This window comes from Streptomyces sp. NPDC056479, from assembly GCF_042795335.1.
GTDB lineage: Bacteria > Actinomycetota > Actinomycetes > Streptomycetales > Streptomycetaceae > Streptomyces.
In genome coordinates, this window is record NZ_JBHTRZ010000003.1 from 714,794 (window position 1) to 735,096 (window position 20,303).

Here is a 20,303-nt window from a genome sequence, read left to right on the forward strand (position 1 = left end):
CTTAGGTGCACCGTAGGCGTGTGTCCGACGTCCGCCGTACCGATGCGGTACTCCTCCTTGTCGCGCTCGTCTGGGGTTCCAGCTATCTGTCCGCCCAGACGGCCACGGCCGCGCTGCCCGTCCTGCTCGTGCTGTTCGCCCGCTACGCCCTGTCGGCTGTCGCCTGCCTCGGCCTGATCGCGTCCCGGCGGCGCGGTACGCGGTTGTGGACGCGTGACGAACTACGGACCGGTGTGCCCCTCGGACTGACGCAGGCCGCGGTCCTGGTCGTGGAGACCTCCGGCGTCGCCCACACCAGCGCCGCCAACGCCGGCCTCATCATCAGCCTGACCATCGTCCTCACTCCGTTCCTCGACCGCGGCGGCCACCGCGGCACGCTGCCTCCCTCCTTCTTCGCCGCGACCGGTGTGTGCGTCCTGGCCGTCGGACTGCTGATGTCCGGCAACGGCTTCCACGCGCCCCGGCTCGGCGACCTGCTGATGCTCGGCGCCGCGCTGATCCGTGCCGTGCATGTCGCCCTCGTCGGCCGCTTCACCTCGGGGCGGGCGATCCGGCCGCTGCATCTGACGACCGTGCAGACCCTCGTCGGCACCGTCCTGTTCCTGCCGGTCGCGGCCCTCGACCTGCCGACGCTGGTCCGTGCGGACCCGGCGACCTGGGCCCAGCTCCTCTATCTCGCCCTGTTCTGCAGCGTGTTCGCCTTCCTGGCCCAGACCTGGGCCGTGCAGCGCACCTCCGCCAGCCGGGCCAGCCTGCTGCTGGGCACCGAACCGGTGTGGGCCGTCGCGGTGGGCGTGGCCCTCGGCGGCGAGCACCTCACCCCGCTCACCGGCCTCGGGGCGGCCCTTATTGTCGCCGGCACCTACTGGGGGCAGGCGGTGGAGCGGGCGCATCGCAGCACACCAGAACTCCCACTCCCCTCAGTCCATGCCGAGGCCCACGCCGCAACGCCCGCCCTCATTAAGGACCCCGCATGTCAGACCACACCGACGGCACCCACGACACTTACGAGCGGCTGATCTCCCTGCTCGACTCCTCCTCCGTCGACTACCGCCTCATCGACCACGAACCCGAGGGCAGCACGGAAGCCGTCTGCGCCCTGCGCGGCCACCCGGCCTCCGAGGCCGCGAAGTGCATCGTGCTGCGGGTCAAGGTGGACCGCCGCATCACACGCCACGTCCTCGCGGTCGTCCCCGGGGACCGGCGGGTCGACCTGGACGCCGTCCGGGCGCTGTTCGACGCGCGCTATGCCGGCTTCAGCGACGCGGAGACCGCCGAGCGGCTGGCCCGGTCCGTCCCCGGCACCGTCCTGCCCTTCAGCTTTGATCCCGACCTCGAAGTCGTCGCCGATCCGGACGTCGTGGCCCAGTCGAAGCTGTACTTCAACGCCGCCCGGCTCGACCGCTCGCTGCTCGTCTCGGGCGCCGACTACGAACGGCTGGCGAAGCCGCGGATCGAGGGCATCGCGGCGCCGGCGCAGGTGTGACGCAGGGCTCGGCGGACCTCGCCGGCCTCAGACCGTCTCGCCCGCCACCGTCTCCCCCGCGGGCTCCCTGAGCGGCCACGTCCCGTCGACCACCGCCGTCGCGTCGCCCTTGCGGCGCAGGAAGTTCTGGAAGTCCGCCGCCCACTCGGCGTACCACTCGATCTGACGGCGGTGCAGCTCCGCCGGGCCGAGGGCCGCGATCTTGGGGTGGCGGGCGGCTATCGCGCCCGCGAGCCGGGCGGCGGCGAGGGCGTCGGCGGAGGCGTCGTGCGCGGAGTCGAGGACGATGCCGTACTCCCGGCAGACCGCTTCGAGGTTGCGCTTGCCGCGGCGGTAGCGGTCGGCCCAGCGGTCGATGGTGTACGGGTCGATGACCGGAGCGGGTTCCGAGCCGCCGAGGCGGTCGCGCAGCGACGGCAGTCCGTGGCGCCGCAGTTCTGCGGAGAGCAGGCTCAGGTCGAAGGCCGCGTTGTAGGCGACGACCGGCACGCCCGTCTTCCAGTAGCCGACGAGGACGTCCGCGATGGCGTCCGCCACTTGATCGGCCGGGCGGCCTTCGGCGGCCGCGCGCTCGTTGCTGATGCCATGGACCGCGACCGCGTCCGCCGGGATCTCCACGCCGGGATCCGCCAGCCACTCCTTGTGCCCTATGGGCTGCCCGTCCCTGACCTCGATCACGGCCCCCGTCACGATGCGCGCCTCGCGCGGATCGGTGCCGGTCGTCTCCAGGTCGAAGCCGATCAGCAGCTCACGGTGCCAGCCCATGGGCGGTCCCCCTTCTTGTGGTGCGTTCCCCCAGTGGTCTCCACCTTCCCATGGGCCACTGACAATCAGAGGACCGCATTCCGCTTACCTCATTGGACGGTTCAGGACACCGGCCGCGAATCCGCCCACATCAGCTCGAACTCCTCGCGATACGTCGGGAACAGCCCGCTCTCGTCGATCTCGTCCGACTTGACCACCTTGCTGCCGTTGCGCAGCACCAGGACCGGCGCCTCCAGACCTCGCATCCGCCGCAGATAGGTCTGTATGACCGCGATGCCGTCCGCGCCGTCGCCGTCCACCAGATACGCCGTGAAGCGGGGAGTCTCGTCGAAGACCTGGATCTCGAAGGCGCCGGGATCGCGCAGCCGGGACCGCACCCGCCGCATGTGCAGGATGTTCATCTCGACCGCGCGGCTCAGCTCGCCCCGCTTGATGCCGAGTTCGCGTTCGCGCCGCTTGACCGCGCTGGAGGCCGGGTTCAGGAACAGCAGCCGCACCCGGCACCCGGATTCGGCGAGGCGCACCAGGCGCCGCCCGGAGAAGTTCTGCACCAGCAGGTTGAGCCCGATGCCGATGGCGTCGAGCCGGCGTGCGCCGCCGAAGATGTCCTCGGCCGGGAACTGGCGCAGCAGCCGTACCCGGTCGGGGTGCACGGCGACCACGTCGGCGTAGCGGTCGCCGACCAGGTCCTCGACGGCGTCGATGGGCAGCCGGCGCGCCGACGGTACGTCGCCGCCCGTGCCGAGGATCTCCAGCAGGCGTGCGGAGGCCCGTTCGGCCTGGTTGAGGACGGCCTCGGACAGGGCCCGGTTGCGCGAGACGACGTTCCGGGTCACCTCGAGCTCGTCCAGGGCGAGTTCGACGTCACGGCGGTCGTCGAAGTAGGGCTCGAAGCACGGCCAGTGCTGCACCATCAGCTCGCGCAGCTGCGGCAGCGTCAGGAAGCTGAGGACGTTGTCGTCGGCGGGGTCCAGCAAGTAGCCCTTGCGGCGGCTCACTTCGCGTACGGCGACCGCGCGCTGCACCCACTCCTGGCCGGCCGGCCCGGCCGCCGCGACCACCCACTCGTCGCCGTGGACGGGTTCGTAGATGGGGCGCAGCACAGCGGCCACGACCGCGCGCAGCCGCTGTTCGACCAGGTTCAGCCAGATGTAGGCCCGTCCGGCTCGTTGGGCGCGCGTACGCACCTCGCGCCAGGCGTCGGTGTCCCAGTCCAGCTCCGGGCCGATGGAGTTGGTCTCCATCGGCCTCGCCAGGGACACCGTGCCGGGCGGGACCTCTGTGGAGTTCCCCTCGTGACCCTCGTCACCAGGGGGCAGCTCCAGCCCTCCCGAGCCCACCCGCGCACCGCCTTCCGCTCCCCCGAGCACTCCCCGTCCCAACGATCAAGGAAGGGTACTCCGGGAGCGGCGGGCGGTGCAGCCGGATGGACGGGTCGTTTCTCAACTGCGCGGATTCCAGTGCCCGTTCTGCCAGGCGAGCTCACTCGGAGTGAGCGGATTCATAGCCGTCACATCCCGCGGGACGATGGAGAATCCCTGCCAGTGGACCGGCATGGGCTGCTGGTCCTCGTCCCGGGCTATGTGGTGGAAGCCCACGTTCACCCAGGTGATCGGGTGCGTGAGGTTCTGGCCGCCGACCCACTTGTCGACCGTCTTCGGGTGGCCGTTGCCGCAACCGGGGTTGTTGTTGGCGAACTTCTCGCACTTGTTGTACTCGGTGAAGTACACGTCGTGCTTGGTGAAGCTGCGGCCCGGGTACTTGGTGGTGGCGCCGGGGACGATCTCGTACGAGCGCGCGTGGCCGTCCTTGTTCTTGCCGGTCGCGCTGACCATGCGCCACCAGCGGTAGGCCTTGGCGTCGCCGGAGAGCTCCTTGCCGACCTTGGTGACGCTGGTCTTGGTCTTCGGGGCGCGGTCACCGGCGGCGGGCGCGGTCACGGTCGAGTCGTACTGCTCGACACGGTTCTTGGTGGAGCCGTCCAGGCCGAAGTCGAGGCGCCAGAAGACGTTGTGGCTGTGGCTGGTGGCCTTGGCCCGGTCGCCCTTGCCGATGGGCCAGCCGCGGCCGTCACCGGCGTCGTAGTCGTCGTACGACAGGCTTCCGGTCGCACCGACGTTCATGGTGACCGTGCCGTCGTCCTGGAAGCGCCACTCGGTCATGTACTCGTACCAGCCGACCTGGTTGACCGAGTAGACGAGCAGGTCCTTGCTCTGGGCCTGGTAGACCTTGTTCGCGGTGTCGCCCTGCATGCGGTAGGCGTGTCCGCGCGAGCGGGTCGTGGTGCACAGGCCCTTGACGTTCGGGTCCTGCCAGGCCTCCGGGACCTTGACGGTCTTGATGGTGCCGCCGGGGCACTCGCTGGGCGCGAGGTTCATCAGCCCCTGGGCGAAGCCGAAGCCCGTCAGGTCGTCGTACTCGACGCTTCCGTCGTCGTACGGGACGTGGATCTGGCCGAGGCGGGCGCTGTTGAGGACCTTGATCGGCTTGGTCTCGCCCTTGGGCTGGTAGGAGATGTTCTCCAGGACGAGCCCGGCCTTGCCGTCGTAGCGCCAGCACATCCGCCAGGTGGTGCCGCCGGTGAGCTTCTGCTCGATGCGGTAGGCCGCGCTGCACTCCGCGGCCGGCGCCGGGGCGTTCTTCGGCTGGGCGGAGGCGGGGCCCGCGCCGGTCGTCGCCCCGGCGGCCAGCGCGGCCACGGACAGGCCGACGGCGGCACCCCTGCGGGCACGGCTGTTTCTGTTCACGCGCATGAAGAAGTGACTCCCTTACAGGAGATGCAGGTACGTGAGGTCCAGGTACGAGAAGTACGGGTTGGAAAAGTGAACGGACCGCGGCTCAGCCGGAACGGCCGGCGGCTCAGCCCATGTCGAGCTTGGCGACCTTGCGGGCACTCAGGTCGATCACGAAGGACCGGGCATCGATCCAGGGCCCGTTCTTGACCTTCGGGAACAGCCGCACGCACCGGTGTTCACCGCACTTGTCGAGCACGGCGGGCTGGGCGCCCGGAGCTGCCCGGTACACGGCGCCGTTGAGCAGCAGCTGGTCCGGGGAGGTGAGCTCCTTGGCGGTGGCGTCCTTGAAGTCCGCCTTCATGTCCGCGCCGAGCGGGTCGGCGATCAGGATCTTCGCCGCCTCCGCGTACTCGGCGCGGCTCAGCGGCGGCTGGACGCCGTTCTCGGTGGTGGTCTGCTCGACCTTGCCGGTGTCCAGGTTCACGGTCCTGCTGACGAGCGCGTCGGTCTTGTAGTCGTAGAACGTCACCTCGGCGCGGCGCGGCGCGCTCGGGTCGTCCAGCTCGCCGGACTCCGGCTCGGCGAAGTCGACACTGACGCGCTGCGGGCCGCGGTCGCCGTCGACGTCCTCGCCGGCGCTGCGCATCTGCGGGCTCGCCGCGAGCTTGGCGGCCCGGTCCATCTCGTCGTCGGTCAGCGGGTCGTTGCCCGTGCCCTTGTCCCCCTCGCTCGGGGCCTGCTCGACGACGCCCGGCGGCACCGCGCCGGCCCCCTGCCCCTGGCCCGCCTGCTGGGCCGACTGACCGCTGCCGTTGCCCCCTGCTTCGTCGGCCCCCGCCGTCCCCGGCAGGGTGATCCCGACCATCACGGCCGTTCCTGCCACCGCGATGGCCGCACCGGCCACCACCTTGCCCAGATGGCGGTGCACTATCTTGCGCACATCTTCCCCCTACTCCCCGTATGTCCCCGGGAGTACGTGTTGGCCCCACTGGTTTCGGCATACCGCGTATGCACTGGTCGACCCCTAAGAGGGACGTAAGTCATAGGTGGTTCCATCACTTTCGGGGAGACTCGACTCCAAGGCGCCCCCGGCGGCGCGCTCCAGCTGAAAGAGTCGTGTCCATGCAGGTCTGGCCTGGAGAGGCATATCCACTCGGTGCCACCTACGACGGCGCCGGCACCAATTTCGCGGTCTTCTCGGAGGCCGCGGACCGAGTAGAGCTGTGTCTGCTGCACGACGACGGCTCGGAGACGGCGGTGGAACTGCGTGAGAGCGACGCCTTCGTGCGGCACGCGTATGTGCCGGGTGTCATGCCGGGACAGCGCTACGGCTTCCGGGTGCACGGCCCGTACACCCCCGAGCGCGGGCCGCGCTGCAACTCCGCGAAGCTGCTGCTCGACCCGTACGCCAAGGCGATCAGCGGCTCGATCCACTGGGGCGAGGAGGTGTACGGCTACCACTTCGACGAACCCGACCGGCGCAACGACCTCGACTCGGCACCGCACACGATGTCGTCGGTCGTGGTCAACCCGTACTTCGACTGGGGCGACGACCGGCGACCGCGCACCGAGTACCACCACACGGTGATCTACGAGGCCCATGTGAAGGGCCTGACGATGCGGCATCCGGGGCTGCCCGAGGAACTGCGCGGCACGTACGCGGCCCTCGCCCACCCGGCGATCATCGAGCACCTCACCGAGCTGGGCGTGACGGCACTGGAGCTGATGCCGGTCCACCAGTTCGTCAACGACCACCGCCTGGTCGACATGGGCCTGAACAACTACTGGGGCTACAACACCATCGGCTTCTTCGCCCCGCACAACGCCTACGCCTCCTGGGGCGACCGCGGCCAGCAGGTCCTGGAGTTCAAGTCGGCGGTGCGGGCGCTGCACGAGGCCGGCATCGAGGTCATCCTCGACGTGGTCTACAACCACACCGCCGAGGGCAACCACCTGGGCCCCACGCTGTCCTTCCGGGGCCTGGACAACGCGCAGTACTACCGCCTCACGGACGACCCCCGCTACTACATGGACACCACCGGGACCGGCAACTCGCTGCTGATGCGGTCCCCGCACGTCCTCCAGCTGATCATGGACTCGCTGCGGTACTGGGTCACCGAGATGCACGTCGACGGGTTCCGCTTCGACCTCGCGGCCACCCTGGCCCGGCAGTTCCACGAGGTGGACCGGCTGTCGTCGTTCTTCGACCTGGTGCAGCAGGATCCGGTGGTCTCCCAGGTGAAGCTGATCGCCGAGCCGTGGGACGTGGGCGAGGGCGGCTACCAGGTGGGCAACTTCCCACCGCTGTGGACCGAGTGGAACGGCAAGTACCGCGACACCGTGCGGGATCTGTGGCGCGGCGAGCCGCGCGCGCTGGCGGAGTTCGCCTCCCGGCTGACCGGCTCGTCCGACCTGTACCAGGACGACGGGCGGCGCCCGCTCGCCTCCATCAACTTCGTCACCTGCCACGACGGGTTCACCCTGCACGACCTGGTGTCGTACAACGACAAGCGCAATCACGCCAACGGCGAGGACAACCGCGACGGCGAGAGCCACAACCGGTCCTGGAACTGCGGCGCGGAGGGCGAGACCGAGGACCCGGACATTCTGGAGCTGCGCGCCCGCCAGATGCGTAACTTCGTCGCCACGCTGATGCTGTCCCAGGGCGTGCCGATGATCAGCCACGGCGACGAGTTCGCGCGCACCCAGCGCGGCAACAACAACGCGTACTGCCAGGACAACGAACTCGCCTGGGTGAACTGGCCGGCCGCCGACGCGGACGACGGCGGGCTGCCGGCCTTCGCACGCGCGATGGTGTGGCTGCGCAAGGACCATCCCGTCTTCCGCAGGCGCCGCTTCTTCCACGGACGGCCCGTGGAGGGCACCCACGACGAGCTGTCGGACATCTCCTGGTTCACTCCGGAGGGCCTTGAGATGATCCAGGACGACTGGGACTCGGCGCGGGCTTCGGCCCTGACCGTGTTCCTCAACGGCAACGCGATCTCCGAACCGGGCGCGCGCGGGGAGCGGATCAGCGACGACTCGTTCCTGCTGATGTTCAACGCCTCGCCGAAGACACTGGACTTCGTGGTGCCCGTCAACCACGGACGGCAGTGGCAGGTCGTGGTCGACACCGCCCGCGCGGACGGCGTACCGCCCGGCGAGGGCCAGAAGGTGACCGGCGGAGACCGGCTGACGCTGGTGGACCGGAGCATGACGGTGCTGCAACGGCCGGTCTAACGCGACGGGCTGGGTGGCTGCTCGGGCACCCGCGCGTGACGGTGGCTTTCGGCGGCGCGTCCGGTGTACGACTCCGGGCGCGCCGTCAGCGCGATCAGACAGGCGAGCGCCGCGGCGAGGCTCGCCGCCCCGAAGGCCGCCGCCGGGCCGTAGGACTCGGCGAGGCGGCCGGTGCCGGCGACCCCCAGCGCCTGTCCGCCGACCAGCGCGCTCGTGGCCACCGCCATCGCCTCGGCGAGCCGCGCGGGCGGCACCACGCGCTCGGTGAGCCCGAACACCGTGATGAGGTGCGGGGCGTAGGCGACGCCGAGGACGGTGACGGTGGCGTAGAGGGCGGGGAGGCCGTCGGTCCACAGCAGGGGCAGGGACAGCGCGAACGCGGCGGCGGTGGCCGCCCGCCAGCGTGAGGTCAGTCCGAGGCGGGTCGGCAGGGCGGCCATGGAGAGGCCCGCGACGGCGCTCATCACTCCCATGGCGGCGTAGACGAGCCCCGCCTGGTCCGGCTGTCCGAGTCGCTCGGTCAGGGCGGTGATCCCGGCCTGACAGGCACCGAACATGGCGCCCTGGAGGGCGAGGGCGGCTCTCAGGGGGTGGACGGCGCGGGGCATGCAGGTCGGGGCGGGTGTGGCGTGTCGTTCCTGCGACGCCGGGCCGCGGGCGGATCGTCGTTGCTGCTCCGTCGTCGGGACCGCACCGGTTCGATGCAGCGCGAAGCCGGTTCCGCACACGGCGACCAGTACCGCCGCACCGCCCAGGGCGTACCCCGGATGCGCCGTCACCGCCGCAAGGCCGACCAGCGCCGGTCCCAGGACGAAGGAGATCTCGTCCAGGGTGCCCTCGAAGGAGAGCGCGGCGCCCACCGTGCTCTCGCGAGCACCCGCCCGGCGGGAGAGAGCGACCAGCCGTGCCCGTGCCATGGGCCCGATCTGCGGCACGGTGGCTCCGGCCGACGCCCCGAGCACGGCCAGCGCCGGCGTCGGCAGCCCCGCGAGCGCCCCCGCCACCAGCCCGGCGATCGCAAGGGCGTTGGCGAGACAGAAGACGAGCACGACCGCCCGCTGGCCACGGCGGTCGGCGAGTCGGCCCACCAGCGGGCCGCAGGCCACCTGCCCGAGGGCGAGCGCGCCGCCGGTCAGCCCGGCCGCCGTGAGCGAGCCACTGGTCCGCGCGACCAGCAGCAGGCTGCCGAACTGGATCGTGGCGGTCGGCAGCCGCGCCAGGAAGGACATGACCGGCAGCAGCGGCCCGGTCAGGCCGATGACCTCGCGGTAGGTCGCCGACGCGCCGCGTCGTGCCGTGGTCCCCCTCTTCCTCATCGCTCGAAGCTAGGCGCGCGCGTGGGCCCACGTGGAGGGGACGATGACACGAAGGACGCCGTGGCGGGTACGTAGGTTTCCATGACACCTGAGCGACCCGACCCGATGGTGCCGACCGCCACCTACCGACTCCAGCTGCAGCCCGCGTTCCCGTTCGGGGCCGCCGCGGCGGCCGTGCCGTACCTGGCCTCGCTCGGCGTCTCGCATCTGCATCTGTCCCCCGTCCTGGAGGCGGTTCCAGGATCGGGCCATGGCTATGACGTCGTGGATCACGCGCGCGTGCGTGAGGAACTGGGCGGCGAGGAGGGGCTGCGCGCGCTGGCGCGCACCGCGCGGGAGCACGGTCTGGGTCTGGTGGTGGACATCGTGCCGAACCACATGGCCATGGCCCCGCGCCACAACCGCGCCCTGTGGGACGTGCTGCGCGAGGGCCCCAAGTCGCCGTACGCGCGCTGGTTCGACATCGACTGGGAGGCGCAGGGCGGCCAGGTGCTGCTGCCGGTGCTCGGGGGCCCGCTGGGCGAGGAGCTCGGCGGCCTGGAGGTGGACGGCGACGTCCTGCGCTACTACGACCATGTCTTCCCGCTGCGCGAGGGAACCGGGGAACTGCCGCTGCCGCAGCTCCTGGACGCGCAGTGGTACCGGCCGGTGTGGTGGCGGCTGGCCCGTACGGAACTCAACTACCGGCGGTTCTTCAGCATCTCGGAGCTGATCGGCCTGCGGGTCGAGGACCCGGAGGTGTTCGAGGCCACGCACGCGAAGATCCTCCGGCTTCTCCACGAGGGTGTGATCGACGGGCTGCGCGTCGACCATCCCGACGGCCTCGCCGACCCCGACGGCTATCTCCAACGCCTCCATGAGGCGACCGGGGGGCGCTGGACGGTCGTGGAGAAGATCCTGTCGGACGGGGAGCATCTGCCGGCCTCCTGGCCCGTCGCGGGCACCACCGGCTACGACGCCCTGCGGCACATCGACGGCCTCTTCACCGACCCGGCGGGATTCGGCGAACTCCTCGGCCAGTACCGGCGGTTCGCGGCCCCGCAGACGGACCGGGGCGGCGACTGGGAGGCGACGGTGCGGCGGGCGGCGTACAAGGTGCTCACCCACGAGCTGGCCGCGGAGACCGACCGGCTGACGCGGGTCGCGAGCCGCGTGTGCGCCACGTCCCCGGAGCCCGCGCTGCGTGACCGGGCCCCCTGGGCGCTGCGCACGGCGCTCCAGGAACTCCTCGTCCGACTGGAGGTCTACCGGCCGTACGCCTCCGGTGACGCGGCCCGCGTGGTCACCGAGGACGCCGCGGCCCAGGCCCGGCTCGCCTTCGCGGTGCCCGAGGAGGCCGGTGCGGTCGACGTGGTGCGCGCGCTGGTGCTCGGGCGAGCCGGGGACGGGCCGGAACATGTGGAGTTCCGGACCCGGTTCGCGCAGACCGCGTCGGCGCTGCGGGCCAAGTCGGTGGAGGACACGGCGTTCTACCGCTATGTGCCGCTGCTGTCGGCGACCGAGGTGGGCGGGAATCCGGGGAGCCCCGCGATCTCGCCGGACGACTTCCACGCGTACTGCGCGCGCGTGCAGCGCGACTGGCCCGCGAGCGGCACGGTCGCGTCGACGCACGACACCAAACGCAGTGCCGACGTACGGGCCGCGCTGGCCGTGCTGACCGAGTGCCCGGAGCGCTGGGCCGACGTCCTGGCCGAGGCGACCCTCGACGGCGAGGGCGTACCGGACGCGCAACTGGCGTGGGCCGCCTGGCAGACGGTGTTCGGGCTGGGCGAAGCGGACGTGGAGCGCGTCCAGGGGGCCCTGCTGAAGCACATCCGCGAGGCCGGGCTGTTCACCGGCTGGACCGAGCAGGAGCCGCCGTACGAGGAGGCGGTGGCGGCGTTCGTCGCCGCGGGGCCGTGCGGGGCGCCGGGTGAGCGGGTGGCCGCCTTCCGGGGCGGTCTGGAGCCGCACATCCGGGCCAACGTGCTGGGCATGGCCCTGGCCCAGCTGACCATGCCGGGCGTACCGGACGTCTATCAGGGCACGGAGGGCGAGTACCGCGCGCTGGTGGACCCGGACAACCGCCGGGTGGTGGGCCTCCCGCACCCGGACCCGGGCGAGAAGGGGGCGCTGACGGCGGCGGCGCTGCGGCTGCGCAGGCGGCGGCCCGAGGTGTTCGGCGACTCGGCGTCGTACACGCCCTTGACCGCCGCGGGTCCCGCGGGCGCCCACTGTGTGGCCTTCGTGCGGTCCGGGGAGGTGGTGACCGCCGTGACGCGGCTGTCGCTGCGGCTGGCGCGGGCGGGCGGCTGGCGCGGGACGCTGTTGCCGCTGCCGCCGGGGCGGTGGGCCGATGTGCTCGCTCCGGAGCGGGAGTTCACCGGCCATGCGCGTGTGGAGGAGCTCTTCGCGCGGCTGCCGGTGGTGTTGCTGGAGCGGGTCGGCGGGGCGGAAGCGGGGTGAGCCGAGCGCGCTCCCGGCGCCCGCGGCCTTCCCGCGCGCCGTCCGGTCACGCCCGCGACCGGCTCGGACCCGCGCACGCTCCCGGGGCTCGTGCACGACGGCCGGCGCGTGGTGACGAGCGGCCCGGTCCGCTTCGGGCCCTGGTCTTCCGGGGTCCATCGGCGCAGGACAACGGCGTGCGGTGCCCCGGCAGGACCGGCCCGGCCCCCCGGCCGGTGCCGACCGCGGCGACCGGCCTGCGGTCAATGCACCTGGGCGCCCCCGGGAGCCTCCCCCGCCAAGTCCTTGACACGTCAACGAGAGCATGGGGTACTGCGGATTGCGAAGCCGGGCGGATGTGACGGGGGTGAGTCTTCTGCCGGAGCTGCGCTACCCCACCCTTGCCGAACTGGTGCTGTCCGCCCGTGCGCTGGCGGCTCACCGACCCGGACTGTGCACACTGAGACAGGTGGGCGCCTCCCGGGCGGGCAGACCCCTCCACCTGCTGTCCATCGGCCACGCCCGAAGGGCCGTCCTGGTGGTCGCGGGCGCGCACTCCAACGAGCCGACGGGCGGGTCCACCCTCCTCGCGGTCGCCGAAAGGGTTCTGCGCGGGCGGGAGTTACGGGCCGACATCTCCTGGCACTTCCTGCTGTGCGCGGACCCCGACGGGGCGAGCCTGCATGTCACCCCGGCGCCCCGCAGCCTGCTCGACTACCACCTCGGCTTCTTCCGGCCCGCCGCCCCCGAGCAGCCCGAGTGGGCACCTGCCGCGCTGCCGCCGGACCGGCTGCCGCCCGAGACACGCGCGCTGACCCGGGTCATCGACGAGGTGCGCCCCTACCTGCAGGTGACCCTGCACGGCACCGATCTGGGCGGCAGCTGGGTGCAGTTGACGAAGGACGTCCCCGGACTCGCCGAACCGTTCGCGAAGTCCGCGGCCGAGCTGCACATCCCGGTGGAGACCGGCGCCTCGGACGCGGCGGGCTGGCCCGCGTCGGGACCCGGGGTGCATGTGATGCCGGCACCGGGCGCGGGAGCGGCGTATCCGAGCATGCCGGACGACGCGCGCAGCAGCACCTGGTACCACGCGCACCGGTACGGCGGTCTGACCGCGGTCGTCGAGGTGCCGATGTGGGCGAGCGACCTGGTGGACGATCCGGCTCCGCATCCGGACCCGGCCAGGGCGATGCGACGGCTGGGGGCCAGGCTGCTGCGGGACGCGCTGGAGGTGGAGCGGGTGCTCACCGAGGCGCTCCCCCGGCTGGACGGCGTCGACGGGCCCCTGCTGCGGGCCGCGAAGTGGGCGCTGGAGGTGGTGCCGGGGCTGGCCGCCGACTGGACGCACACGCCGCCGGCCGACAACACCATGGCCTACGTCGGGAGCGTGGACGCCTTCGGGCGCCGACTGCCGCTGCGGGCCGCGGCCATGCTGCTGCGCGTCCTGCGGGAGACCGAGGACCGCGGGGCCCCGCGCCTCGAACACCTCGTGGCGACCTGGAGCGACGCCTTCGCCGAACGCTTCCGCGCCCGCTGGGTGCCTCTGGAGCACCAGGTCGAGCACCAGTCCCGCACGGTGGTCGCGGCGGCGCTGCACGCACGCGAACGGGCGGCCTGAGCCGGCGCGGCCGTACGCGCGGGTGCACCTCATGAGATGCACCCGCGCGTACGGCCGCGTGGCGTGAACCGTGTGTCTGCCGCACGGCATCAGCCGTCCAGCGCGAACACCGCTCCCGTCCGTGCCGCCATCCCGCACCCGTTGGAGAACGTCTCCCGGTACTCGACCGGGTGGCCGTTCCACTCCCCGCGCGCGTGGGCGGTCACCGGCGCGTAGACCATCGGGCAGAAGGCGTCCTTCCGCTGGAGCCGGCTGATGTCACCGCCCACCCGGTCGAGGTCCGCGCAGGCCTCGGCCGCCTTGGTGTGGCCCGTCGGCGGGTCGCACAGCAGCAGTCTGCCGGGCGCTTCGGTGCGCTCGCCGTCGCCGCGGGTGACCGTGACGAAGAGCCAGTTGGCGGGGTCGGGGTCGTGTGCCGTCGCCGAGGGCGTGGTCATGCCGAGGGCGAGGACGGCGGTCGCCGCTAGCAGGCCCCCTCGTACCGTTGTGATGCGTCGGGTCATTCCCGGTGTATCGGCACGGCGGCACCGGCATTCCACCCCGACTCACCCGAACGGGAGCACGCGGGCGCGTGCCGTCCGGCGAGTTCGAACGCGGCGAGCACCACCCGCGCCTGGTACTCCACCTGACGCGCGACCGGGATCCAGCGGGCCCCGCAGCCGTCGCGGTAGTCGTCGCACCACTCGTCGAGCCGACGGTCCAGCTCCGGCAGCACCCCGGCCGGATCGCGCCCGTCGGTGGTCACGAGCTGATGGAGCAGGCCGGCGGTCCGCAGGGCGAGACGCCGTCCGGCTATCCGCAGGGCGGCCAGGTGGGCGGTGCTGAGCGGAGGGAGGAGGTGGGCACCGACGGGGTCCTCGACATCGGGGTCCCAGGTGTCGGCGAGCCCAGGGCAGACCAGTAAATAGTCGTCGACCGGGGCGAGCAGCCGGGCCGTCTCCGGTCCGGCGGGAAGGTGTGGCCGCAGGCGCTCCAGCAGCCGTTCCAGGAGGCGGGCGTCGTGCCGCAGGGTGTGGCTCACCCTGCGCAGGACCGTTTCCTCATCTGGGTGCCGGGCAGCGTCCTCCACGGCCGCCACACCCCACATGGGCGCCTCGACGACCGCCGTGACCGTGCCGTGCCGGTGCGGATGGAACCAGGTCGACTCGACGGCCGCCTCGGTGATGGCGGCGGCCAGGTCGCCCCTGCGCGGCCTGGGGATCCGGTAGACGGCGGGCCCCAGTTCCGGCCAGTACAGGGTGTCGTAGGGGCCGAGTTCGCGCGGGATGCCGAGGCGGGCGGCGGAGTGCGCGACACGCTGGGCGAGGCCGGGCAGGTCGTGGGTCAGCTCGACGAAGCCGCCGCCGACGTCGACGCCGTGCAGGGAGCACTGGAGAAAGGGCCGCAGTTCGTCCTGGAGTTCGAGCAGCGCCCGGGTCTCGGGCAGCGTGGCCGCGTCCGCGCCGTCGGGCAGCCATTCGGGCTGTTCCAGGAAGCCGGGCCGGAAGAAGTGCCGGAAGTAGCCGCCGAGGGCGTACGGGCCGCGCAGCCAGCCCTCGTTGCGGCGCAGGCCGTCGGGGTCGAGGCACAGCAGCAGGTTCCAGGTGGCGTCGGCGCCCTCGTGCAGACGCGGGTCGGCGAGCACCCGCTCGGCCAGCCGCAGCACGGTGCCGCCGCCCACCGGCTCGTTGGCGTGCGGGCCGGCCACGACGAGGGCCTGGCGGCTGCCGTGACCGATGGACAGCAGCCACAGGGGCGTACCCGCGCGGGACGTCCCGACACGGCGCAGTCGAGTCTCGCGGGGGCGGCGGGCGACGAGCGCGGCCGCCCGGGCGCCCAGCTCGTCGACGGTCGGATAGCGGAGGAGTGGCGGCAGGGCACACCTCCACAATGTGGTGCCGTCGATTCACCTGGTGTGCATGGTGTACGCACAGTCAGTCACGAGTTGACCAGTACGTCAACACCGCGAAAGGCAAAGGGACTTGCGCCGGCCTTTCACATAAGGCCGGGGCGGAATCCGGGATTCGGTTCAGTGCGCGGCGAGCCGGAACGACATCCGGCCGAAGCCGACCTGGTCGCCCTCGCGGACCACGACGGCGCCGACGACGCGTCGGCCGTTCACCGTGGTGCCGTTGGTGGAGCCGAGGTCGCGCAGGACCCACAGACCGGCCTGGTGACTGAGCTCGGCATGCACCCGGGACACCGTCTCGTGGGTCAGCCGCAGCCCGTTGGCGGGGTCGCGGCCTATGCGCAGCGGATGCCCGGACGCGGGATGCGGCAGCAGCAGCTTGGGCAGCCGCTCGGCCTGCCACGCCCTGCGCAGCCGTACGGTGAAGCCGGAGACCGCCTCGACGGTGCCGAACACCACACGCGACAGCCTGCTCTCGGAGGGCAGGTCGGCGGTGAGGACGGCGAGCTCGTCCGCGCGGCGGGCGATGAGGGCGAGTTCCATGCGGCGCACGAACGTGTCGTGTGACAGCCGGCCCATGGCGACGCCGTCACGCAGCACCTTCAGCGCCTTGTCGCGCTCCGCGTCGGAGAGCCGCGCGGGGTACGTGTTGAACTCGAAGGACGACGTCACGGTGCTGATTGTCGGTCAGTGGACCCCGGGTGTCCAGAAAACGGCGGAACGGCCACCACGCGCACGTGATCGACGGAACTCCCGGCGACACCCGCCGCAAAAGGGAAGATTCAAAAGCGGATTGATCTCGTTTGACGCACCATGGACGGGCTACATCACGGTGAGCAGACGAAGGGGAACCGTCCGTGCAGTTCGAGGTGTGGGCACCGCAGGCCGACCGTGTGACGCTCCATTGCGAGGGCGCCACGCGCGCGTTGGAGCGCGATCGCGATCGCGCGGGATGGTGGTGGGGGGAGGCGGAGGCGCGCGACGGCACCCGGTACGGCTTCGCGCTCGACGACGGCCCCGTGCTGCCCGATCCGCGCTCGCGCCGGCAACCGGACGGCCCGGACGGGCTGAGCGCGGTCGTCGACCACGGGAGCCACGAGTGGCGTACGGAGTGGGCGGGCAGGCCGCTGCCCGGTGCGGTGCTGTACGAGCTGCACGTGGGCACGTACACGCGTGAGGGCACGCTGGACGCGGCCGCCGAGCGGCTCGGGCATCTGGCCGAACTGGGGGTCACTCACGTCGAGTTGATGCCCGTGAACCCCTTCCCGGGGCGGCACGGCTGGGGGTACGAGGGCGTCTCGCTGTGGGCCGTGCACGAGCCGTACGGCGGGCCCGAGGCGCTGAAACGCTTCGTCGGCCGGGCGCACGAGCTGGGCCTGGGCGTGGTCCTCGACGTGGTGCACAACCACTTCGGTCCCTCCGGGAACTATCTGCCGGCCTTCGGCCCCTATCTCACGGACACGCATCAGACGCCCTGGGGTGCCGCCGTCAACCTGGACGCGCCCGGCTCGGACGAGGTCCGCGCGTTTCTCGTGCAGAGCTCGCTGGCCTGGCTGCGGGACTACCGGATCGACGGCCTGCGCCTGGACGCTGTGCACGCTCTGGTGGACACGCGCGCGTGCCACTTCCTGGAGGAGCTGTCGACGGCCGTCGACGCCCTCTCCGCCGAGCTCGGCCGGCCGCTGTCCCTGATCGCGGAGTCGGACCTGAACGACCCTCGGCTCATCACCGCGCGCGCGGAGGGCGGCCTCGGTGTGCACGCGCAGTGGAACGACGACTTCCACCACACCCTGCACACCGCGCTGACCGGCGAGTCCCAGGGCTACTACGCCGACTTCGCGCGCGCCCCCATGGCGGGCCTCGCCAAGACCCTCACCGGCGGCTACTTCCACGACGGCACGTACGCGACCTTCCGGGGCCGAAGCCACGGGCGCCCCCTGGACCGTACGCGCGTGGCGGCGCACCGCCTCCTCGGGTACGGCCAGACCCACGATCAGGTGGGCAACCGGGCCCAGGGCGACCGGCTCGCGGCCACCCTCTCCCCCGGTCTGCTGGCCTGCGCGGCCACGCTGATGCTGACCGCCCCCTTCACACCGATGCTGTTCATGGGCGAGGAGTGGGCCGCGGGCACGCCCTGGCAGTTCTTCACCGACCACACCGACCCGGAGCTGGCCGACGCGGTACGGCGGGGCAGACGGCGGGAGTTCGCGGCGCACGGCTGGGCCGAGGAGGATGTGCCCGACCCGCAGGACCCGGCGACCCGGGACCGCTCCTGTCTCGACTGGACCGAGCTCGACGGCGAGCCCCACGCGCGCGTGCTCGCCTGGTACCGCCGCCTCATCGCCCTGCGGCACGAGCAGCCCGACCTCACCGATCCCGACCTCGCCGACACCAAGGTGGCCTACGACGAGCGGGAGCGCTGGCTCGCCTTCCGCCGCGGCGACGTACGCGTGGCCGTCAACCTCGCCGGGGAACCGGCGTCGATCCCGCTGGGGCCGCGCAAGGCGGCCGTACTGGCGGCGTGGGAGCCCGTGGAGTCGCCGGGGGCCGACGGGGTGCTGCAGGTGCCCGGGGAGTCGGCTGTGGTGCTCTTGCAGGGGTGAGATCCGCGGAGCCCAAGGGTGACGGCGGGAGCCCAGGAGTGACGTGGGGAGCTATGGGAGTTCCTCGTCCCCGTCCTCGTCGTGCTCCCTCAGTTCCGTCACGCGCTCCAGCAGGATCGCCTCCCACGCGTGGCGGAGCTGTCCTCTCAGTGCCGGAAGCGGCGTCCCGCCCTCGCCGTCGAGGCGGTCCGCGAGGTGGATGAGCGCGTCGCAGCGGGCGAGCCAGAGGCCGCGCAGACAGGGGCGGGCGCCGTAGCCGGCGAGGGTGGCGGCCCGGACGGCGGCCGGGGAGCCGACGGCACGGGCGAGGCCGGCGATGTCCTCGGCGGGGTCGCCGACGACGGTGTCGGCCCAGCCGAGGACGCCGCGCACCCGGCCGTCGGCGCTGACCACGAGGTGATCGGCGGTGAGGCCGTGGTGCACGAGGACGGCGGTGCCGGGCTGGGCCGCGAGCTGGACGGCGGCCGGCTGGGTGAGCTGGCGCAGCCGGGCGGCGTCGAACTCGTCCGCGTCGGCGAGGCGGGCGGCGGCACTCTCGGCGGTCCGGCGCAGGGCTTCGAGGGAGCGCGGGGCGGCGCGCGGCACGCCGAGGGTCTCGGCCTGCCGTACCGGGACCTCGCGCAGCCCTGAGAGCAGTCCGGCCACGTCTGCCTCGCCGACGGCGGAGACGTCGTGCTGCGCGCCCGATCCGCCGGGGACCTTGGTGTCCAGGGTGTAGGTCAGCCCCGGCGCCCACTCGCCGTACGCCACGCTCGTCGGCACCGCGACCGGGACGTGCGTCCGGACGAGGTCGCGCAGGCGCAGTTCGCGGCGCTGGCGGGCGGCGGCCTCGCGGTCGGGGGCCAGGCGCAGCACATGGCGGGCGCCGACCCACCAGGTGGCGGGGTCGGCACCCGGGGCGGCGGGCCTGACCTCGGGTCCGGCCGAGTCGGCCACGCCGTCCTTGAGCAGGGAACGGACCAGTCGGCGGACGGTGTCCGCGGTGGGTGTCGGTGCCTGGGTCATGGTCGCGCCGTTGTCACTCGGGGGTCTGCGTCGGGGTCTGCGAGGGCTCCTTGCGCCGGGTCGGTGAGCGGTCAGTCGACTATGACCAGCTCGCGGGTCGTGTCGTTCAGGCGCCTGCCGCCGTCCTCGGTGACGGTCACGATGTCCTCGATCCGCACACCGAAACGGCCGGGCAGATAGACGCCGGGCTCCACGGAGAAGCACATGCCGGGCACAAGGGGCTGCTCCTCGCCTTCGATCATGTACGGCGGCTCGTGCGTGGTGACGCCGATGCCGTGCCCGGTGCGGTGGATGAAGTACTCGCCGAACCCGGCGTCCGCGATGATCGCGCGGGCCGCCCGGTCGACCTCCTGACACGCGACGCCGGGCCGTACGGCGCGGAACCCCGCCTCTTGGGCCTCGCGCACCAGGTCGTGGACCCGGCGCTCCTCGTCGGTGGGTTCGCCGACGTGGACCGTGCGGGAGGTGTCGGAGCCGTAGCCGTCCTTGAGGCCGCCGAAGTCGAGGACGACCATGTCGCCGCGTTCGATCACCCGGTCGCCGACCTCGTGGTGCGGATTTGCGCCGTTCGGGCCGGAGGCGACGATGGTGAAGTCGACCTGGGAGTGTCCGAAGCGGCGCAGCAGATGGGCGAGGTCGGCGGCGACCTCGGACTCTCGGCGGCCGCCGAAGGGAACGTTGCGGATCTCCTCGAACGTCGCGTCGGCGGCCGCGCCCGCGGCCGTCAGCAGCTCCAGCTCGGCGGTGTCCTTGACGGCACGCAGCATCGGCAGGGCGTCGGTGAGGGAGGCGTACGAGGTCCCGGGCAGCGCCTTCTGCAGGGCCAGCAGGTGCATCGCCCAGGCGTTGTCGCTGATGCCGAAGCGGCCGCTGCCGTCGAGGAGGGCGGCGGTGGCGGCATAGGGGTCCTTGCCGTCGATCCAGTCGCGCAGGGTCAGTCCGGGCGCGCCGGTGGCCTTCGCGGCGTCCGGGGCCTCCAGAGCGGGGACCACGAGCACGGGGTCCCTGCCGGGGACGAGGACCAGCAGGGTGAGCCGCTCGGTCTCGGCGCTGGGTGCGTAGCCGGTGAGCCAGACCAGGTCCGGGCCGGGTGCCACCAGAAGTCCGGCCAGGCCCGCGTCGGCGGCGGTCCGCGCGGCACGCTCCATACGGGCCCGGTAGTCGTCGGCGGTGAAGGGCGCGGGTGCGGTGCCGGTCATCCGGGCCTCCCTGGGCGCGTGAAA

At 72.4% G+C, this 20,303-nt stretch carries 16 protein-coding genes; 6 read left to right on the forward strand and 10 right to left on the reverse strand.

From position 1 onward, the window contains the following. Nucleotides 1–20: 20 nt before the first annotated feature. Both ACFQ6S_RS14680 and ACFQ6S_RS14685 read left to right on the forward strand, forming a co-directional pair. Nucleotides 21–1,019, forward strand: coding sequence for a DMT family transporter (locus ACFQ6S_RS14680; protein ID WP_383408192.1), 999 nt, complete (start codon nt 21–23; stop codon nt 1,017–1,019). Further along, on the forward strand, nt 974–1,486 hold the full coding sequence (locus ACFQ6S_RS14685; RefSeq protein ID WP_383408195.1) for a YbaK/EbsC family protein: 513 nt from the start codon (nt 974–976) through the stop codon (nt 1,484–1,486). Before ACFQ6S_RS14680 ends, ACFQ6S_RS14685 begins: the two co-directional genes overlap by 46 nt. A 27-nt stretch (nt 1,487–1,513) precedes the next feature. Here the strand turns inward: ACFQ6S_RS14685 and ACFQ6S_RS14690 are convergent, their stop codons facing one another. The 4 genes from ACFQ6S_RS14690 to ACFQ6S_RS14705 all read right to left on the reverse strand — a co-directional run bounded on the left by ACFQ6S_RS14690 (nt 1,514) and on the right by ACFQ6S_RS14705 (nt 5,926). Next, the gene (locus ACFQ6S_RS14690; protein WP_383408198.1) at nt 1,514–2,251 is read right to left on the reverse strand and encodes a 3'-5' exonuclease; all 738 of its coding nucleotides are present in this window, start codon (nt 2,249–2,251) and stop codon (nt 1,514–1,516) included. Nucleotides 2,252–2,352: 101 nt separating this feature from the next. Next, nucleotides 2,353–3,591 carry an SAV2148 family HEPN domain-containing protein gene (locus ACFQ6S_RS14695; RefSeq protein WP_383408201.1) on the reverse strand — a complete coding sequence of 413 codons (1,239 nt, stop codon included), beginning with the start codon at nt 3,589–3,591 and terminating at the stop codon, nt 2,353–2,355. Nucleotides 3,592–3,693: 102 nt separating this feature from the next. Continuing rightward, nucleotides 3,694–5,004: a copper amine oxidase gene (locus tag ACFQ6S_RS14700; protein WP_383408203.1), complete on the reverse strand. Its 1,311-nt coding sequence runs from the start codon at nt 5,002–5,004 to the stop codon at nt 3,694–3,696. Between the two features lie 106 nt (nt 5,005–5,110). Further along, a complete protein-coding gene (locus ACFQ6S_RS14705; RefSeq protein WP_383408205.1) occupies nt 5,111–5,926 on the reverse strand; it encodes a Tat pathway signal sequence domain protein in 816 nt (271 codons plus the stop codon). Nucleotides 5,927–6,108: 182 nt separating this feature from the next. On the opposite strand from ACFQ6S_RS14705, the gene glgX reads away from it, so the two are divergent. Next, nucleotides 6,109–8,226: a glycogen debranching protein GlgX gene (glgX, locus tag ACFQ6S_RS14710; RefSeq protein WP_383408208.1), complete on the forward strand. Its 2,118-nt coding sequence runs from the start codon at nt 6,109–6,111 to the stop codon at nt 8,224–8,226. Here glgX and ACFQ6S_RS14715 read toward each other — a convergent pair. Then, a complete protein-coding gene (locus tag ACFQ6S_RS14715) occupies nt 8,223–9,542 on the reverse strand; it encodes an MFS transporter (protein WP_383408210.1) in 1,320 nt (439 codons plus the stop codon). The genes glgX and ACFQ6S_RS14715 overlap by 4 nt on opposite strands. 81 nt (nt 9,543–9,623) lie before the next feature. On the opposite strand from ACFQ6S_RS14715, the gene treY reads away from it, so the two are divergent. Next, entirely contained in the window at nt 9,624–11,987 is a 2,364-nt protein-coding gene (treY, locus tag ACFQ6S_RS14720) for a malto-oligosyltrehalose synthase (protein WP_383408213.1), read from the forward strand. Between the two features lie 346 nt (nt 11,988–12,333). Then, nucleotides 12,334–13,584 (forward strand): M14 family zinc carboxypeptidase, encoded by a 1,251-nt coding sequence (locus ACFQ6S_RS14725; RefSeq protein ID WP_383408216.1) that lies wholly within the window; start codon nt 12,334–12,336, stop codon nt 13,582–13,584. A gap of 89 nt (nt 13,585–13,673) precedes the next feature. On the opposite strand, the gene ACFQ6S_RS14730 is transcribed toward ACFQ6S_RS14725, so the two are convergent. The 3 genes from ACFQ6S_RS14730 to ACFQ6S_RS14740 all read right to left on the reverse strand — a co-directional run bounded on the left by ACFQ6S_RS14730 (nt 13,674) and on the right by ACFQ6S_RS14740 (nt 16,144). After that, nucleotides 13,674–14,087 carry an SSI family serine proteinase inhibitor gene (locus ACFQ6S_RS14730; protein WP_383408219.1) on the reverse strand — a complete coding sequence of 138 codons (414 nt, stop codon included), beginning with the start codon at nt 14,085–14,087 and terminating at the stop codon, nt 13,674–13,676. After that, nucleotides 14,084–15,454, reverse strand: a complete 1,371-nt coding sequence (locus ACFQ6S_RS14735; RefSeq protein WP_383408222.1) for a M14 family zinc carboxypeptidase — start codon at nt 15,452–15,454, stop codon at nt 14,084–14,086. The genes ACFQ6S_RS14730 and ACFQ6S_RS14735 overlap by 4 nt, the downstream gene beginning before the upstream one ends. Before the next feature lie 138 nt (nt 15,455–15,592). Beyond that, nucleotides 15,593–16,144 carry an FHA domain-containing protein gene (locus tag ACFQ6S_RS14740; RefSeq protein ID WP_383408225.1) on the reverse strand — a complete coding sequence of 184 codons (552 nt, stop codon included), beginning with the start codon at nt 16,142–16,144 and terminating at the stop codon, nt 15,593–15,595. A gap of 185 nt (nt 16,145–16,329) precedes the next feature. On the opposite strand from ACFQ6S_RS14740, the gene treZ reads away from it, so the two are divergent. Beyond that, nucleotides 16,330–18,075 (forward strand): malto-oligosyltrehalose trehalohydrolase, encoded by a 1,746-nt coding sequence (gene treZ / locus ACFQ6S_RS14745; protein WP_383408228.1) that lies wholly within the window; start codon nt 16,330–16,332, stop codon nt 18,073–18,075. Between the two features lie 51 nt (nt 18,076–18,126). On the opposite strand, the gene ACFQ6S_RS14750 is transcribed toward treZ, so the two are convergent. Next, nucleotides 18,127–19,080, reverse strand: coding sequence for an aminoglycoside phosphotransferase family protein (locus tag ACFQ6S_RS14750; RefSeq protein ID WP_383408231.1), 954 nt, complete (start codon nt 19,078–19,080; stop codon nt 18,127–18,129). 71 nt (nt 19,081–19,151) lie between these two features. Continuing rightward, complete coding sequence (locus ACFQ6S_RS14755) at nt 19,152–20,279, reverse strand: M24 family metallopeptidase (protein ID WP_383408233.1); 1,128 nt, start codon at nt 20,277–20,279, stop codon at nt 19,152–19,154. Nucleotides 20,280–20,303: the final 24 nt, after the last annotated feature.

What these genes read in the sequence shown, in the direction of transcription:
- ACFQ6S_RS14685 (WP_383408195.1), top strand. Translation starts at nt 974, where the DNA reads ATGTCAGACCACACCGACGGCACCCACGACACTTACGAGCGGCTGATC.
- ACFQ6S_RS14690 (WP_383408198.1), bottom strand. Translation starts at nt 2,251, where the DNA reads ATGGGCTGGCACCGTGAGCTGCTGATCGGCTTCGACCTGGAGACGACC.
- ACFQ6S_RS14700 (WP_383408203.1), bottom strand. Translation starts at nt 5,004, where the DNA reads ATGCGCGTGAACAGAAACAGCCGTGCCCGCAGGGGTGCCGCCGTCGGC.
- glgX (WP_383408208.1), top strand. Translation starts at nt 6,109, where the DNA reads ATGCAGGTCTGGCCTGGAGAGGCATATCCACTCGGTGCCACCTACGAC.
- ACFQ6S_RS14715 (WP_383408210.1), bottom strand. Translation starts at nt 9,542, where the DNA reads ATGAGGAAGAGGGGGACCACGGCACGACGCGGCGCGTCGGCGACCTAC.
- treY (WP_383408213.1), top strand. Translation starts at nt 9,624, where the DNA reads ATGACACCTGAGCGACCCGACCCGATGGTGCCGACCGCCACCTACCGA.
- ACFQ6S_RS14730 (WP_383408219.1), bottom strand. Translation starts at nt 14,087, where the DNA reads ATGACCCGACGCATCACAACGGTACGAGGGGGCCTGCTAGCGGCGACC.
- ACFQ6S_RS14750 (WP_383408231.1), bottom strand. Translation starts at nt 19,080, where the DNA reads ATGACCCAGGCACCGACACCCACCGCGGACACCGTCCGCCGACTGGTC.
- ACFQ6S_RS14755 (WP_383408233.1), bottom strand. Translation starts at nt 20,279, where the DNA reads ATGACCGGCACCGCACCCGCGCCCTTCACCGCCGACGACTACCGGGCC.